General features: G+C 71.5%; 13 protein-coding genes. 4 read left to right on the top strand and 9 right to left on the bottom strand.

Translation table 11 applies throughout. The annotated features are described in order from the left end of the window. Nucleotide 1 precedes the first annotated feature (1 nt). The 8 genes from ACMXGY_RS07520 to ACMXGY_RS07485 all read right to left on the bottom strand — a co-directional run bounded on the left by ACMXGY_RS07520 (nucleotide 2) and on the right by ACMXGY_RS07485 (nucleotide 9,944). Nucleotides 2-1,345, bottom strand: coding sequence for a thymidine phosphorylase (locus ACMXGY_RS07520; RefSeq protein WP_483776813.1), 1,344 nt, complete (start codon nucleotides 1,343-1,345; stop codon nucleotides 2-4). A gap of 68 nt (nucleotides 1,346-1,413) precedes the next feature. Beyond that, complete coding sequence (locus ACMXGY_RS07515; RefSeq protein ID WP_483776230.1) at nucleotides 1,414-1,821, bottom strand: cytidine deaminase; 408 nt, start codon at nucleotides 1,819-1,821, stop codon at nucleotides 1,414-1,416. A gap of 19 nt (nucleotides 1,822-1,840) precedes the next feature. Continuing rightward, the gene (locus ACMXGY_RS07510; protein WP_483776229.1) at nucleotides 1,841-3,142 is read right to left on the bottom strand and encodes an ABC transporter permease; all 1,302 of its coding nucleotides are present in this window, start codon (nucleotides 3,140-3,142) and stop codon (nucleotides 1,841-1,843) included. After that, nucleotides 3,139-4,455, bottom strand: coding sequence for an ABC transporter permease (locus ACMXGY_RS07505; RefSeq protein ID WP_483776228.1), 1,317 nt, complete (start codon nucleotides 4,453-4,455; stop codon nucleotides 3,139-3,141). Before ACMXGY_RS07505 ends, ACMXGY_RS07510 begins: the two co-directional genes overlap by 4 nt. Continuing rightward, nucleotides 4,452-6,083: an ABC transporter ATP-binding protein gene (locus ACMXGY_RS07500; protein WP_483776227.1), complete on the bottom strand. Its 1,632-nt coding sequence runs from the start codon at nucleotides 6,081-6,083 to the stop codon at nucleotides 4,452-4,454. Before ACMXGY_RS07500 ends, ACMXGY_RS07505 begins: the two co-directional genes overlap by 4 nt. Before the next feature lie 153 nt (nucleotides 6,084-6,236). Then, entirely contained in the window at nucleotides 6,237-7,331 is a 1,095-nt protein-coding gene (locus tag ACMXGY_RS07495) for a BMP family lipoprotein (protein ID WP_483776226.1), read from the bottom strand. Between the two features lie 226 nt (nucleotides 7,332-7,557). Further along, complete coding sequence (locus tag ACMXGY_RS07490) at nucleotides 7,558-8,787, bottom strand: amidohydrolase (protein WP_483776225.1); 1,230 nt, start codon at nucleotides 8,785-8,787, stop codon at nucleotides 7,558-7,560. Next, entirely contained in the window at nucleotides 8,784-9,944 is a 1,161-nt protein-coding gene (locus tag ACMXGY_RS07485; protein WP_483776224.1) for a mannose-1-phosphate guanylyltransferase, read from the bottom strand. The genes ACMXGY_RS07490 and ACMXGY_RS07485 overlap by 4 nt, the downstream gene beginning before the upstream one ends. A 233-nt stretch (nucleotides 9,945-10,177) precedes the next feature. On the opposite strand from ACMXGY_RS07485, the gene sdhC reads away from it, so the two are divergent. The 4 genes from sdhC to ACMXGY_RS07465 are packed head-to-tail and all read left to right on the top strand — an operon-like array spanning nucleotide 10,178 to nucleotide 13,674. Further along, nucleotides 10,178-10,561, top strand: coding sequence for a succinate dehydrogenase, cytochrome b556 subunit (sdhC, locus tag ACMXGY_RS07480; RefSeq protein ID WP_205205172.1), 384 nt, complete (start codon nucleotides 10,178-10,180; stop codon nucleotides 10,559-10,561). Continuing rightward, nucleotides 10,561-11,019 carry a succinate dehydrogenase hydrophobic membrane anchor subunit gene (locus ACMXGY_RS07475; RefSeq protein WP_483776223.1) on the top strand — a complete coding sequence of 153 codons (459 nt, stop codon included), beginning with the start codon at nucleotides 10,561-10,563 and terminating at the stop codon, nucleotides 11,017-11,019. The genes sdhC and ACMXGY_RS07475 overlap by 1 nt, the downstream gene beginning before the upstream one ends. A gap of 52 nt (nucleotides 11,020-11,071) precedes the next feature. Beyond that, a complete protein-coding gene (gene sdhA, locus ACMXGY_RS07470; protein ID WP_483776222.1) occupies nucleotides 11,072-12,904 on the top strand; it encodes a succinate dehydrogenase flavoprotein subunit in 1,833 nt (610 codons plus the stop codon). Further along, on the top strand, nucleotides 12,904-13,674 hold the full coding sequence (locus tag ACMXGY_RS07465) for a succinate dehydrogenase iron-sulfur subunit (RefSeq protein ID WP_483776221.1): 771 nt from the start codon (nucleotides 12,904-12,906) through the stop codon (nucleotides 13,672-13,674). Before sdhA ends, ACMXGY_RS07465 begins: the two co-directional genes overlap by 1 nt. Nucleotides 13,675-14,291: 617 nt before the next feature. On the opposite strand, the gene ACMXGY_RS07460 is transcribed toward ACMXGY_RS07465, so the two are convergent. After that, nucleotides 14,292-15,443, bottom strand: coding sequence for a YihY/virulence factor BrkB family protein (locus ACMXGY_RS07460; RefSeq protein WP_483776220.1), 1,152 nt, complete (start codon nucleotides 15,441-15,443; stop codon nucleotides 14,292-14,294). Nucleotides 15,444-15,445 lie beyond the last annotated feature (2 nt).

The following is a 15,445-nucleotide window of genomic DNA, read 5'->3' as shown; positions in this document are numbered from 1 at the left end:
GTCAGTCGACGCGGTCCAGGACGACGGGGTGCCGCTCGACCGCGGTGCCGGGCGCCGCGATCCCCCACGCGCCGTCGAGCGCCTCCACGGCGCGCTCGAAGCGCTCCGGGGTGTCGGTGTGCAGCGTCATGAGGTGCTGGCCCTTGCGGACGGGGTCCCCCGGCTTCGCGAACAGCTCGACGCCCGCACCCGCCTGCACCGGGTCCTCCTTGCGCGCCCGGCCCGCGCCGAGGCGCCACGCCGCGACACCGACCGCGTAGGCGTCGAGGTGCGTGAGGACCCCGTCACGGTCGGCGACGACGTGCTCGCGCTCGCGCGCCACCGGCAGGGGTGCGCGAGCGTCGCCGCCCTGCTCGGCGATCATGGCGCGCCACTTGTCCAAGGCCCGGCCGCCGACGAGCGCGTGCCGGACGTCGTCCTCGTCCTGCGGGCGTCCGGCGCCCGCGAGCATCTCGAGGGCGAGCGCCACGGTGAGGTCGACGACGTCCTGCGGGCCGGCGCCCTTCATGACCTCGACCGACTCCCGGACCTCGAGCGCGTTGCCGGCCGTCAGGCCGAGCGGCGTGGACATGTCGGTGAGGAGCGCGACCGTGCGCACCCCCGCGTCGGTGCCCAGGTCGACCATGGTCCGCGCGAGCTCGCGCGCCGAGTCGAGGTCCTTCATGAACGCGCCCGACCCGACCTTGACGTCGAGGACGAGCGCCCCCGTGCCCTCCGCGATCTTCTTGCTCATGATCGAGCTCGCGATGAGCGGGATCGACTCGACCGTGCCCGTGACGTCGCGCAGCGCGTACAGCAGGCGGTCCGCGGGAGCGAGCCCGGAACCCGCCTGGCAGATGACCGCACCCACGTGCTCGAGCGCGTTCATCATCTGCGCGTTCGTCAGTGCCGCACGCCAGCCGGGGATGGACTCGAGCTTGTCCAGCGTGCCGCCCGTGTGCCCGAGGCCACGGCCCGAGAGCTGCGGCACGGCCACGCCGAACGCCGCGACGAGCGGGGCCAGCGGGAGCGTGATCTTGTCCCCCACGCCGCCCGTCGAGTGCTTGTCGGCGGTGGGGCGGGTCAGGCCCGAGAAGTCCATGCGCTCGCCCGACGCGATCATCGCCTGCGTCCAGCGCCCGATCTCCGTGCGGTCCATGCCGTTGAGGTAGATCGCCATCGCGAGGGCGGCCATCTGCTCCTCCGCGACGACACCACGCGTGTACGCGTCGATGACCCAGTCGATCTGCGCGGCGTCGAACCGCTGCCCGTCACGCTTGGTGCGGATGACGTCGACGGCGTCGAACGGCTCGGGCGCCGGGCCCTCCTCGGCACCGGGCGCGGTGCCGTCCGGTCGCGCGGTCACGTCGGCCACGGCCGTCGCGCTCTCCTGCTCCTCGGTCCCGCCGTCCTGCGGGGCCACGTCGTCGCTGGTCACGAGCGCTCCTCCAGATCCTCGGGCCCGAAGGCGTCGGGCAGCACGTCCCTCATCGTCTTGATACCACGCACCGTGTCGACCAGCAGGTCGGGCCCCCCGTGCTCCCACAGGAGCTGTCGGCACCGGCCGCACGGCATGAGCGTCGCGCCGTGCTTGTCCACGCACGCGAACGCCACGAGGCGCCCGCCGCCCGTCCCGACGAGCGAGCTCACGAGCGAGCACTCGGCGCACAGCGTCACGCCGTACGCGGCGTTCTCGACGTTGCACCCGACGACGACGCGGCCGTCGTCGACGAGGGCCGCCGCGCCGACCGGGAAGCCCGAGTACGGCGCGTACGCGCGGGCCATGATCTCGCGCGCCGCGTCGCGCAGGGCCTCCCAGTCGATCGTGCCGGCAGGTGTCATGTCGTGGTCACCGTCGTCCTCACTTGATGTACGGGATGCCCTCGGCGGCCGGCGGGCGCACGCGCCCGACGAGGCCGGCGACGGCGAAGATCGTCACGACGTAGGGCGTCATGAGCATGATCTGGCTCGGGATGGGCGTCCCGACGATGCCGAGCACCGTCTGGAGGTTGTCGGAGAACCCGAACAGGAGCGCCGCGACGAGCGCCCCGACCGGGTTCCAGCGCCCGAGGATCATCGCCGCGAGGGCGATGAACCCCTTGCCGCCCGTCATCTCCTTGCCGAACGCGAGTCCCGCGGCGACCGTGAAGAACGCACCGCCCAGGCCGGCGACGGCACCGCCGAGGATCGTGTTGCGCACGCGCGTCGCGTTGACCTTGATGCCGACCGTGTCGGCCGCCTTGGGGTGCTCGCCCACGGCCCGCAGGCGCAGGCCCCACCGGCTCCGGAAGAGGAAGATCTGCAGGAGGATCACGACGACGTACATGAGGTACACGAGCAGGGTCTGACGGAACAGCACCGGCCCGATCACGGGGATCTGGGACAGCACCGGGATCTCCAGGACGGGCAGCGGCGTGCGCGTGTTCCACGTCCCCGGGTCCTCGGTGAGCACCGTCGAGTACAGGTAGCTCGTGACGCCGACGACGAGCACGTTGAGCACGACGCCGACGATGATCTGGTTCACCCAGTACTTGACCGAGAAGATCACGAGCAGCACGCCGACCAGCGCACCCGCGATCGGCGCGGCGATGAGCCCGGCGTACGCGCTCGACGTGAGCGACGCGACGACCGCCGCGAGGAACGCGCCCGCGAGGAGCTGCCCCTCGATCGCGATGTTGATGATGCCGACGCGCTCGCACAGGACGCCGGAGAGCGCACCGAAGACGAGCGGCACCGCGAGGAACAGGGAACCCTGCAGGAGCCCGGTGAGCGGGATCGCTGCCTTCCCGGCACCGGCCCAGGACAGGAACGCGAAGACCACGAGCACGCCGAACACGATCGGCAGCCAGATCCCGACCTTGCGCCGGTCGCGCGCCGCCCAGAAGGACAGCCCGGCGAGCAGGAGGGCGAGGATCGACAGGACGAGCGCCGCCCCGGTCGAGCTGACGGTCACCGGTGCGATCTGGAAGAAGTCGCTCTCGGTCGACAGGCGGAACGTCGTCTGCTTCCCGCCGTCGGGCAGCAGGGCGAAGAAGACCAGCGACAGCAGGCCGATGACGGTGTACGCGATCGGTGCTCGCCAGCTGATCGGGGGCAGCGGCTTGGCCGTGGCGGGCCGTGCTGCCGCCGGTGCGGCGGGGGCCGGGGTGGTCGCGGTGCTCATGCGCCGGCCTCCTGCGTCGTCGGGGTGGTCGAGGACGTCGCGCGCGTCCGACGGCGCGCGGCGTGCCGTTCGGCCCGGGTCGGGCCGCCTGGCGTCGGGAGCCGGAAGATCGCGCGGACGAGCGGCGGTGCGGCGATGAACAGCACGATGAGCGACTGCACCACGAGCACGATGTCGATCGGTGTGCCGGTACGGGCCTGCATGGCGAACCCGCCGGCGCGCAGCGCACCGAAGAGCAGGCCGGCGAGGACCGTGCCGAGCGGTCGCGACCGGCCGAGCAGGGCGACCGTGATCGCGTCGAAGCCGAAGCTCGCGGCGACGCCCGCGGTGAGCACCTTCTCGGTGCCGAGCACCTGTGCAGCGCCCCCGAGACCCGCGAGCGCACCGGCGATCGCCATGACCCACACCGTCACCCATGCGACGGAGATGCCCGCCGTGCGCGCGGCGTTCGGGTTCTCGCCGACCGCGCGGAAGCGGAAGCCCAGCGTCGAGCGCTCCATGAGCCACCAGACCCCGACCGCGACGAGCAGCGCGAGCACGAAGCCGAGGTGGAGCCGGAAGCCCTCTCCGAGCAGGAGCGGGAACGTCGCGGAGCCGGGGATCGGCGGGCTGATCGGGTTGCTGCTCCCCGGACGCTGGAACGCCGGGGTCGTGAGCAGGTACGCGACCAGGTAGATCGCGATGTTGTTGAGCATGATGGTGACGATCACCTCGTGCGCCCCGGTCCGCGCCTTGAGCACGCCGGCGATGCTCGCCCAGATCGCGCCACCGAGCGCGGCGCCGAGCACGGCGAGCACGAGGTGCAGGCCCGGCGGGAGCGCGAACGTGAAGCCGATGAAGCCGGCGAAGATGCCGCCCAGGATGATCTGGCCCTGCGCGCCGATGTTGAACAGGCCGGCGCGGAAGCCGATGCCGAGACCGAGGCCTGCGAGGATGAGCGGCGTCGAGACGGTCATCGTCTCGGTCAGCGGGCGCAGCGCCCGCTGGAGGTCGGGCGCGGAGAAGTTGATGACGGCGCCCTGGAAGAGCGCGCTGTATGCACCGAACACGGCGTCCCAGACGGCCTCGAAGAAGTCCGAGGGACGCGCGAAGAGGTAGGTAGCGGCCTCCTGGACCTCGGGGTCCGCCGCCGCGATGAGGACGCCCCCGAGGACCAGCGCGGCGACGATCGCGAGCAGCGACACGAGCCAGCTGCTCTCGAGCATCTCGCGCAGGACGCCCTGCCCGGCGGGTGCCTTGGGGGTCTCCGGGTCGCTCGGGGGTGCGGGCGTCGGCGGGAGCGCCGCCGCGTTGTCCGGCGTTGCCTGGGTCACTGGATCTCCTCCTCGCGGGCGTCCGCGTCGGCCGTGCCGTGCACAGCGGTGTCCGACGGCGCGTCCTCGGCCACGAGGTCGGCGCCGCCGAGCGTCGTGTGGTGCTCCGCGGCCTGGACGACCGCCTCCTCGAGCGGCACCCCGGCCATCATCAGACCGAGGACGTCGCGGTCGGTGTCGCCCGGGACGACACCGACGACGCGCCCTCGGTACATCACCGCGATGCGATCGGCGAGCGCGAGCACCTCGTCGAGCTCGGTCGACACGATGATCACGGGGGTCCCCTTGTCGCGCTCCGCGACGACGCGGCCGTGGACGAACTCGATCGAGCCGACGTCCAGCCCGCGCGTCGGCTGCGACGCGATGAGCAGCCGCAACGGGCGCGACATCTCGCGGGCCAGGACGACCTTCTGCTGGTTGCCACCTGAGAGCGTCCCGGCGGGGACCTCCACGGTCTGGGTGCGGACGTCGAACTCGACCACACGCTGCTCCGCGTTCTCGCGGATGGCCCGCTTGTCGAGCGACCCCGCACGCGAGTACGGCGCGCCGTCGAAGAGGTCGAGGACGAGGTTCTCCTCGACGGAGAACGTGCCGACGATCCCATCGGTGCTCCGGTCCTCGGGCACATACCCCACGCCCGCGGCGAGGACGTCGGACACGCCGCGCCCGACGAGCTCCTTGCCGTCGAGCGTGATCGAACCGGCGACCGGCTTGCGCAGCCCGACGATCGTCTCCGTGAGCTCCGTCTGGCCGTTGCCCTGCACACCCGCCACGACGAGGATCTCGCCCCGCGCGACCTCGAGGCTCACCCGGTCGACGACCGCCGTGCCGACGTCGTCCATGACCGTGAGGTCGTCCACGCGGAACGTGGCGTCCCCCGGCTCGGCGGGCGCCTTGTCGACCCCGAGGGTCACGGACCGACCCACCATGAGGGACGCGAGCTCCTTCTCGCTCGTGGTGGGGTCGGCCGTGCCGACGACCTTGCCACGGCGGATGACGGTGATGCGGTCCGCGACGGCACGCACCTCGCGCAGCTTGTGGGTGATGAAGACGATCGACGTCCCGGCAGCCTTCAGCTGGCGCATGATCGTGATGAGCTCGTCGGTCTCCTGCGGGGTGAGGACCGCGGTGGGCTCGTCGAGGATGAGCACGCGCGCGTCGCGCGAGAGCGCCTTGATGATCTCCACGCGCTGCTGCACGCCCACGGGGACGTCCTCGACCATGGCGTCCGGGTCGACCTCGAACCCGAACCGGTCCGAGATCTCCTGGACCAGCCGCCGCGCACGACGCGCGTCGATCAGCCCTGCGCCCTTGACGGGCTCGTGACCCAGGGCGACGTTCTCGGCGACGGTGAACACCGGCACGAGCATGAAGTGCTGGTGCACCATGCCGATGCCGGCCGCCATCGCGTCGCCCGGGCCCGTGAAGTGCACCGGGGCGCCGTCGACGAGGATCTCTCCGTCGTCCGGGTCGTACAGCCCGTAGAGCACGTTCATGAGCGTGCTCTTGCCGGCGCCGTTCTCGCCGAGCAGGGCGTGGATCTCACCTGGCTCGACGACCAGGTCGATGTGGTCGTTGGCGACCAGGGACCCGAACACCTTCGTGATCCCGCGCAGCTCCAGCTTCACCGGCCGGCCTCTCTGAGAACAGGGAACTCCATCGAACCGCACTTCCGTCGTGTCGTCGCATCATGACGACGGTGGCCCGGGCAGGCTCGCCCGGGCCACCGTCCCGTCGGCCGCGGGCGCTCCGGCACCGCGACCGACGGTCTCATCGGGTCGTCACGGGGTGTTCGTCGACTCCACGACCAGGTCCCCGGCGATGATCTGCTCCTGGTACTGGGCGAGCTGGTCCTGCAGCTCGGCCGGCACCGCGTCCTCGAAGTCGTGGAACGGGGCGAGGCCAACGCCCTCGTTCTCGAGCGTGCCCACGTAGGGCTCGTTCGTGAAGTTGCCGTCGACCGACTCGCTCACCGTGTCGAAGACGGCCGGGCCGATCTGCTTCATGACGGAGGTGATGATGATGTCGCCGTACTCGGTCGTGAGGAAGCCGTCCGAGTCGACCCAGATGATCTTCGCCCCGGCGCTCTGCGCGGCAGCCGCCGCACCGAGGCCGACCGGCCCGGCCACGGGCATGATGATGTCCGCGCCCTGGTCGATGAAGCCCTGGGCGAGGTTCTGGCCGTTCGCCTGGTTCTCGAAGTCACCGGTGAAGGAGCCCGTCTGGGCCTCCTTGTCCCAGCCGAGGGTCTTCACGGCGGTGCCGTTGTCCTCGTTGTACTTCGCGACGCCGTCGACGAACCCGTCCATGAAGATCGCGACGGACGGGATCTGGATGCCGCCGAACGTGGCGACCGTGCCCGTCTCGCTCATGCCCGCGGCGAGGTATCCCGCGAGGAACGCGGCCTCGGCCGTGTTGAAGAGGATCGGCTTGGCGTTGTCGAGCTCGACCGGCGCGAACTCCGCGTCCGAGAACGACGAGTCGATCAGCGCGAAGTTCGTGTCCGGGTTCGCCTCGGCCGCCGCCTGGATCGGGTCCTCGAGGAGGAAGCCGACACCGATGACGAGGTTGCAGCCCTGCTGGACGAGGTTGTCGATGTTCGGCGCGTAGTCCGTGTCGGCGGACGACTCGACCTCGACGGCCTCGATCCCGAGCTCGTCCTTCGCCTGCTCCAGGCCCTCGAACCCGGCCTGGTTGAAGGACTGGTCGTCGAACCCGCCCGCGTCGGAGACCATGCACGCGGAGAAGTCGGAGTTGCCCCCGGCCGTGTCCTCGCCGCCGCCGGTCGTCTCGTCGTCCTCCGGTGCGGCGCCGCACGCGGCCAGCGCCAGCGCGGCGACCGCCGCGAGCGCGGTGACCTGAGTCGCTCTCTTCACCTGATAGCTCCTGTCGTTCTCGTAGCAGGGCCGCGCAGGGAAGGACCCCTGGGCCCTCCCGAGCGCCGTTGCACGGGAGGACCGGTCCGTCGGCCTCTATACGACCGAACACTAATCAGCCTCAGGGGTCCCGCACGTTACTTGCCGGTAACGCGCCTGCTTCGTTATGCAAGCGTCACTTTGCGTCTGAGGCGTGACACACCCCTGTCCACGGGTCGGGACCGCTTCACCCGATGCCCGCGGCGACGCGCGCGAGCAGCCGCACCCCGGCGTCGATCGCGCGCTCGTCGACCTGCAGGTCGCCCTGGTGGATGTCGTAGCTGCGACCGCCCGGCGTGCGCGTCCCGAGCCGCGCCATCGCGCCCGGCACCTTCGTCAGGTACCACGCGAAGTCCTCGCCACCGAGAGACTGCTCGGTGAGCAGGACCGAGTCCGGGCCCAGCACGTCGCGCGCGGCGGCCTCGAGCACGCCGGTGCAGCGCTCGTCGTTCTCGACCGGGGGGACGCCGCGCTTGTGGTGCACGGTCACCTCGACCTCGTACGGCGCGACCACCTGCTCGACGGCGTCGTGCAGCACCTGGCCCGCGAACTCCCACGCGCGCACGTCGAGGCAGCGGAGCGTGCCTCGCACGGTGCCGGTGCTCGGGATGGCGTTGTGCGCCGAGCCCGCGTGCACCGCGCCCCACGTGAGGTTGACCCCTGAGCGCGGGTCGAGGCGCCGGCCGAGGACGGCGGGCACCTGCGTGATGACCTGGCCCAGCGCGTACACGACGTCCCCCGTCAGGTGCGGGCGCGACGTGTGGCCGCCCGGCGACGCGATCGTCACCGACACCTCGTCGGAGGCCGAGGTGATGGGTCCGATGCGCGTGCCGATCTGCCCGACGTCGACCTTCGGGTCGCAGTGCACCGCGTAGATCTCGTCCACGCCGTCGAGCCCGCCGGCCGCGAGCACGTCGAGGGACCCGCCCGGCTGGACCTCCTCGGCGGGCTGGAGGACCAGGCGGACGCCGCGGCGCAGGCCGCCCTGCGCGTGGAGGTCCGCCAGGACGAGCCCGGCACCCAGCACCACGGCCGTGTGCACGTCGTGCCCGCACGCGTGAGCGACGCCCGGCACGGTCGAGGCCCACGGCAGGGCGCACCGGTCCTGCAGCGGCAGGGCGTCGATGTCGGCCCGCAGGGCGACGCGGCCGGGAGCCACGACGACCTCGCCGTCGTCGCCACCGGGCAGGACGTCGCCCGGCTCCGGACCGACGTCGCACACGAGCCCCGTGCCGGGCAGGAGCCGGGGCTCGAGGCCCGCGGCGCGGAGCCGCTCGGCGAGGAGCGCCGTCGTGCGCGTCTCCGCGCGCGAGACCTCCGGGTGCGCGTGGATGTCACGACGGACGGCGACGAGCTCGTCCGCGTGCCGTGCGGCGGCCGCGGCGATCCGCGCGGCGAGGGTCACGTCGGCGCTCACAGCAGCTCGTCCAGCCCGAGCTCGCGCACCGTGTCCACCATCGCCTTGACCTGCTGTGCCCGGGCGCGCGTCGTCACGAGGAGCGCGTCGGGGGTGTCGACCACGACGACGTCGTCCAGGCCGAGGACGGTGACGACCCGGTCGCTCGCGGGCACCACGACCGACCCCGCGCTCTCCTTGCGCACGACCTTCCCCGTGTCGCCCAGCACCTTCGACCCGGCGCCGTCCACGGACGGCAGCAGCGCGGCGAGGGAGTTGAAGTCGCCGACGTCGTCCCAGCCGAACGTGCCGGGCACGACGGCGACCCCGCCGACCGCCGCGACCGGCTCGGCCACCGCGTGGTCGATCGCGATCTTCTCCAGGGCGGGCCAGGTCTCGCGCAGCACGCGCTCCCGGTCGGGACCGTCCCAGGCCGCGGCCACGGTCCGCAGGCCGTCGTGCAGCTCCGGACGCTGGTCGGCCAGGTGCCCGAGCAGCACCGACGACCGCACGATGAACATGCCCGCGTTCCACCGGTACTCCCCCGAGGCGAGGTAGCGCTGCGCGGTGGCCGCGTCCGGCTTCTCCGTGAAGCCGCGCACGTGCTGCGCGCTCGGCGCCCCCTCGACGCCCAGGGGATCGCCGCTGTGCACGTAGCCGAACGCGGTGGACGGCCGCGACGCCGCGATCCCGATCGTCACGACGTACCCGGCGCGCGCGGCCTCCACGGCCTCGCGCACCGACGCCTCGAACGCGTCCTGGCCCCGGATCACCTGGTCCGCGGCGAACGACCCCACGACCACGTCGCCGTGCCGCTCCTCGAGGACCGCGGCGGCGAGCCCGATCGCGGCCATCGAGTCACGGGGCGAGGGCTCCGCGAGGACGTTGTCCGCGGGCAGCCCGGGAAGCTGCGTGCGCGCCGACGCGACGTGCCGGTCCCCCGTGACGAGCACGATCCCGTCCGCTCCGGCGAGGGGCGTCAGCCGGTCGACCGTGGCCTGGAGGAGCGAGCGTCCCGAGCCGGTGAGGTCCAGCAGGAACTTGGGCGACCCGGCGCGCGAGAGCGGCCAGAGGCGTGTGCCGGCGCCCCCCGCGGGGACGACGGCGTGGAACCCGAGGATCGGCGTCGTCGCGCGGCCGGACGGACGATCGGTGGACGGAGGAGGCGAGGAGGCCATGGGGGCAGCATAGTGAGGCCACGAGTTCCCCAGCGGGCTGTGGGATCAGTCACAAACACGCCGCGCGGGGCCGCCGGACGCCGCCCGGCGGTCCTCATCATGACGCCGATGTCACTATGGTGGAAGCCCTGAGACCGATGCCGACGACGGCCGCTCGCCCCGGACTGAGGAAGTTCCGGGGCGTGACCGAGAGCCGACATCTCCCCCCTGATCTCGCCCAGGAGGCCCCCAAAGTGCCCAGTGCACCCGCCGGCACGCTCTACCGCGGCCGTGAAGGCATGTGGTCGTGGGTCGCGCACCGCGTGACCGGCGTCCTCATCTTCTTCTTCCTGCTCGTCCACGTGCTCGACACCGCGCTGGTCCGGGTCTCGCCCGAGGCGTACAACGCCGTCATCGGCACGTACCAGACGCCGATCATGGGCATCGGGGAGGCGGGACTGGTCGCCGCGATCGTCTTCCACGCCTTCAACGGCATCCGCATCATCCTCGTCGACTTCTGGGCCAAGGGCCCGCGGTACCAGCGGACGATGCTGTGGATCGTCGTCGGTCTCTTCGTCGTGACGATGGCCGGCTTCCTGCCGCGTCACCTCATGAACGTCTTCGGAGGGGGGCACTGATGGCCGCCGCACCCACGGTGGAGGTCGCCGCGCCGCGCGACCCGTACAAGCGCCGCAAGTCCACGCGCAGCAACTTCGAGCTGTACAGCTGGGTCTTCATGCGCGCGTCCGGCGTCGTGCTCATCGTCCTCATCTTCGGGCACCTGTTCGTCAACCTCATGGTCGGCGAGGGCGTGCACGCGATCGACTTCGGCTTCGTCGCCGGCAAGTGGGCCTCGCCGTTCTGGCAGATCTGGGACCTGCTCATGCTGTGGCTGGCCATGTTCCACGGCACCAACGGCGTGCGCACGATCATCAACGACTACGCCGAGCGGGACGGCACTCGCCTCGTCCTCAAGCTCGCGCTGTACCTCGCGTTCACGATCGTCACGGTCCTCGGCACGCTCGTGATCTTCACGTTCGACCCGTGCCCCGCGAACGCGCCGGCCGAGCTGCTCGCGTCGTTCTGCACGGCCTGATCCCCCTACGCCCCTCTCGCTCCACCCTCTCTCCCAGGAGGCATCGACCCCGATGCAAACCCATCAGTACGACGTCGTCATCGTCGGCGCAGGCGGCGCCGGGATGCGCGCGGCGCTGGAGTCGTCCGGCAAGGTCCGTACGGCCGTCATCTCCAAGCTGTACCCCACGCGCTCGCACACGGGCGCCGCGCAGGGCGGCATGTGCGCCGCGCTCGCGAACGTGGAGGAGGACAACTGGGAGTGGCACACGTTCGACACGGTCAAGGGCGGTGACTACCTGGTCGACCAGGACGCGGCCGAGATCATGGCCAAGGAGGCCATCGACGCCGTCCTCGACCTCGAGCGCATGGGCCTGCCGTTCAACCGCACGCCCGAGGGTCGCATCGACCAGCGCCGGTTCGGCGGGCACACCCGCAACCACGGCGAGGCTGCCGTGCGCCGCTCGTGCTACGCCGCGGACCGCACCGGGCACATGATCCTCCAGACGCTCTACCAGCAGTGCGTCAAGCAGGACGTCGAGTTCTTCAACGAGTTCTACGTCCTCGACCTCATCACGGACCACGACCTCTCGGCCGGCGAGATCGCCGACGACGAGACGGTCACAGCGACGGGCGTCGTCGCCTACGACCTGGCGACCGGCGAGATCCACGTCTTCCAGGCGAAGGCGATCATCTTCGCGACCGGCGGCGCGGGCAAGATCTTCAAGACGACGTCCAACGCGCACACGCTCACGGGCGACGGCATGGCGCTCGCCTACCGACGTGGCCTGCCGCTCGAGGACATGGAGTTCTTCCAGTTCCACCCAACAGGCCTCGCCGGTCTCGGGATCCTCCTCTCGGAGGCCGCTCGCGGCGAGGGCGGCATCCTGCGCAACTCCGACGGCGAGCGCTTCATGGAGCGCTACGCGCCCACCATCAAGGACCTCGCGCCACGCGACATCGTCGCCCGCTCGATGGCCAACGAGGTCCGCGAGGGCCGCGGCGCCGGACCGAACAAGGACTACGTCCTGCTCGACCTCACGCACCTCGAGCCCGCGCACATCGACGCGAAGCTCCCGGACATCACCGAGTTCGCGCGCACCTACCTCGGCATCGAGCCGTACACCGAGCCCGTGCCCGTCTACCCCACCGCGCACTACGCGATGGGCGGCATCCCGACCAACGTCGACGCCGAGGTGCTGCGCGACAGCAGCCACGTCGTCAAGGGCCTGTACGCCGCCGGCGAGGTCGCGTGCGTGAGCGTCCACGGCTCGAACCGCCTGGGCACGAACTCGCTCCTCGACATCAACGTCTTCGGCAAGCGCGCCGGCCGCACGGCCGCCGCCTACGCGGCCACCGCGCAGTACTCGGAGCTGCCCGAGAACCCCGCCGCGGCCGTGATCGCCCAGCTCGAGGAGATGCGCAACCGTCCCGACGGCGAGCGCGTCGCCGAGGTGCGCAAGGCCCTGCAGGAGACGATGGACGCCAACGCGCAGGTGTTCCGCACCGGCGAGTCGCTCGACCAGGCGCTGGCCGACATCCGCGACCTGCAGAAGCGGTACAAGAACGTCTCGGTCCAGGACAAGGGCCGGATGTTCAACACCGACCTGCTCGAGGCGATCGAGCTCGGGTTCCTCCTCGACATCGCCGAGGTCACCGTCGTCGCCGCCATCAACCGCAAGGAGTCGCGCGGCGGGCACTACCGCGAGGACTACCCCGACCGCGACGACGCCAACTACATGCTGCACACGATGGCGTACCGCCGTCCGACGTCGGCCAGCGATGTCGCCGACGGGCACGTCGCGGGCTACTTCGACCACGTCGAGTCGTTCGACGGCTACAAGGTGGCCCTCGGTTCGAAGCCCGTCACCCAGACCCGGTACGAGCCCATGGAGCGGAAGTACTGATGACTGCCACACTCGAGAGCCCGGTCGCCCCCGAGGCCAAGGCCGGCGAGATCCCCTCGTTCGAGGTCACCCTCCGCATCCGGCGGTACTCCCCCGAGTCGGAGCACGGCGAGGACGCGTACTGGGACGAGTTCACCGTCCTCGCGCACGGCACCGACCGCGTGCTCGACGCCCTGCACAAGATCAAGTGGGAGCACGACGGCTCGCTGACGTTCCGCCGCTCGTGCGCGCACGGCGTGTGCGGGTCTGACGCGATGCGCATCAACGGCCGCAACCGCCTCGCGTGCAAGACGCTGCTCAAGGACGTCAACCCCGACAAGCCCATCACGGTCGAGCCCATCAAGGGCCTTCCCGTGGTCAAGGACCTCGTCGTGGACATGGAGCCGTTCTTCGCGTCGTACCGCGAGATCATGCCGTTCCTCATCACGTCCGGGAACGAGCCGAGCAAGGAGCGCCTGCAGTCCGCCGAGCAGCGCGAGCGCTTCGACGACACCACCAAGTGCATCCTCTGCGCCGCGTGCACGTCGTCGTGCCCCGTGTTCTGGACCGACGGCCAGTACTTCGGCCCCGCCGCGATCGTCAACGCGCACCGCTTCATCTTCGACAGCCGCGACGAGGGCGCCACGCAGCGCCTGGAGATCCTCAACGACAAGGAGGGCGTGTGGCGCTGCCGCACGACCTTCAACTGCACCGAGGCCTGCCCCCGCGGCATCGAGGTCACCAAGGCGATCCAGGAGGTCAAGCGCGCGATGATCACGCGCGCCTTCTGAGCCACCGCTCGTTCCTGCACGAAGGGCGCCGACTCGACTCGAGTCGGCGCCCTTCGTCGTGCCGCCCGGCTGACGGCCAGTCGCCGAACGGTCGGGCTGGGCGACGGACTTGTGGTCGGGCTGGGTGGTCGGGGCGGGTGGCGCGCTCGGGCTGCCGCGCCGTGACCCCGGTCGTTCGTCCTCGCTCCTGGGAGCGCGGCTCTGACGCCCTTCGCGCACCACCCGCCCCGACCCTCCTCGACCCACCCCGACCGGCCCGCACCACAGCCGGACGACCACCGACCCGACTCCACCCGCACCCTTCGGCGCCTCGTGCACCGCTCGGCACCTCGCGCACCGCTCGGCTGCTCGAGGTATCGAGCAGGCACGCGACGTACCGCGCCGTCGACCTCGCCGACCGTGTCGGCGCCGGACAGGACGAGCGGTGGGGGCGGGCCGTGTGCGAAGGACGTCAAGGCGCGCTCGCGAACGCGAGACGAACGACCACGGCGACGGCGCGCCAGTCCGAGCACACGGGCCGCCCCCACCGCGGACACAACCACGAGAACGGACGCAACCACGAGAGCGGACGCAACCACGAGAGAGCGGACGCAACCACGAGAGCGGGCGTCCCTGACCTAGACGTCGCGCGGGACGTGGGCGCGGCGGTAGCCGCGGACGATCGGGCTCCACGGCTTGCCGGAGCCCTGGCCGGCGCGGACCCGCTCCTCGGCCGAAGGCACGGCACCGACGCGCGGAGCGGTGTCGTCCTCCGTGGCGTGCCTCGCCGCGCGGACGTGGCGGCCCTCGGCCGGGCGGACGCCGTCGAGGACGGGAAGCTCCGGGCGGCCGTCGCGCGCGTGGCGCGGCCCGCCCGGCTCGGGTTCCGGTGGTCGCGGCGGGTCGGCCATCCATGCGCTGACCGCGAGGAGGATCCGGGCCGTGAAGTTCACGAGCAGCAGGAGCGTGACGAGGACGGCGAACGAGGCGAGCAGCGCGTTGCGGCTCGCGGTGCTCGCGACGAACGACGACCCGAGGTAGCGCAGGACGCCGAACCCCACGGAGGCGGTGAGCGAGCCCACGAGGAGGTCGCGCCGTCGGACGGGCACCCCGGCGAGGAGCGTCACGACGACCACGACCAGCAGCGCGTCGAGCAGGACGCTCACGAGCAGCCCGGCTCCGGTCACGAGGACGGCCGGTCCGCCGGCGAGCCCGAGCGCCGAGAGGACGCGGTTCCCGAGGGTCGTGACGGTGATGCTCGCGACCGCGGAGACGAGCATCGTGAGCGCCAGGAGGAAGAATCCCAGGAGCGCGCGCAACCGCGCGAGCAGAGCGCTCTGCCCGACGTCGCTCACCCCGAACATCGTCCGCACGGCACCACGCAGGTGGTACATGAACGACACGACCGAGAAGAGCAGGACGACCCCGGCGACGATGCTCGTGATGCTGAGCCCCGGCTCGAGCAGGAGGTCCTCGGGCTGGATCACGCCCGGGGAGCCCTCGACCTCGATGAGGCCGGGGACGAGGTCGTTGAGCTCGGCGAACACGGCGTCCATGAGCTCCCGGCGTCCGCCGAGCACCTGCATGAAGATCGTGTAGCCGATGGTCAGGGCGGCGAAGAGCGAGAAGAGCGCCGAGTACGCGATGCCGCCGCAGAGCAGGGCACCGCGGGCGTAGAGGTACCGGTACGTCGCGCGCCCCGGGCGGCTGTCCTTCCACCACTCGACGACGTCGCGCGTGCGCTGCGTCGCACGGGAGACGGTGCTCGGGGCGGCGTCGCGCGGCGTCACGA

The organism is Cellulosimicrobium sp. G4 BAM 1002 (assembly GCF_057126935.1).
Note: the sequence above shows the minus strand (reverse complement) of the source record. Positions and strands in the feature narration are given on the sequence as shown.

Coding starts and splice junctions, on each gene's coding strand:
- ACMXGY_RS07475 (WP_483776223.1), top strand. CDS start 10,561: ATGGCCGCCGCACCCACGGTGGAGGTCGCCGCGCCGCGCGACCCGTAC.
- ACMXGY_RS07510 (WP_483776229.1), bottom strand. CDS start 3,142: ATGAGCACCGCGACCACCCCGGCCCCCGCCGCACCGGCGGCAGCACGG.
- ACMXGY_RS07465 (WP_483776221.1), top strand. CDS start 12,904: ATGACTGCCACACTCGAGAGCCCGGTCGCCCCCGAGGCCAAGGCCGGC.
- ACMXGY_RS07515 (WP_483776230.1), bottom strand. CDS start 1,821: ATGACACCTGCCGGCACGATCGACTGGGAGGCCCTGCGCGACGCGGCG.
- ACMXGY_RS07485 (WP_483776224.1), bottom strand. CDS start 9,944: ATGGCCTCCTCGCCTCCTCCGTCCACCGATCGTCCGTCCGGCCGCGCG.
- sdhA (WP_483776222.1), top strand. CDS start 11,072: ATGCAAACCCATCAGTACGACGTCGTCATCGTCGGCGCAGGCGGCGCC.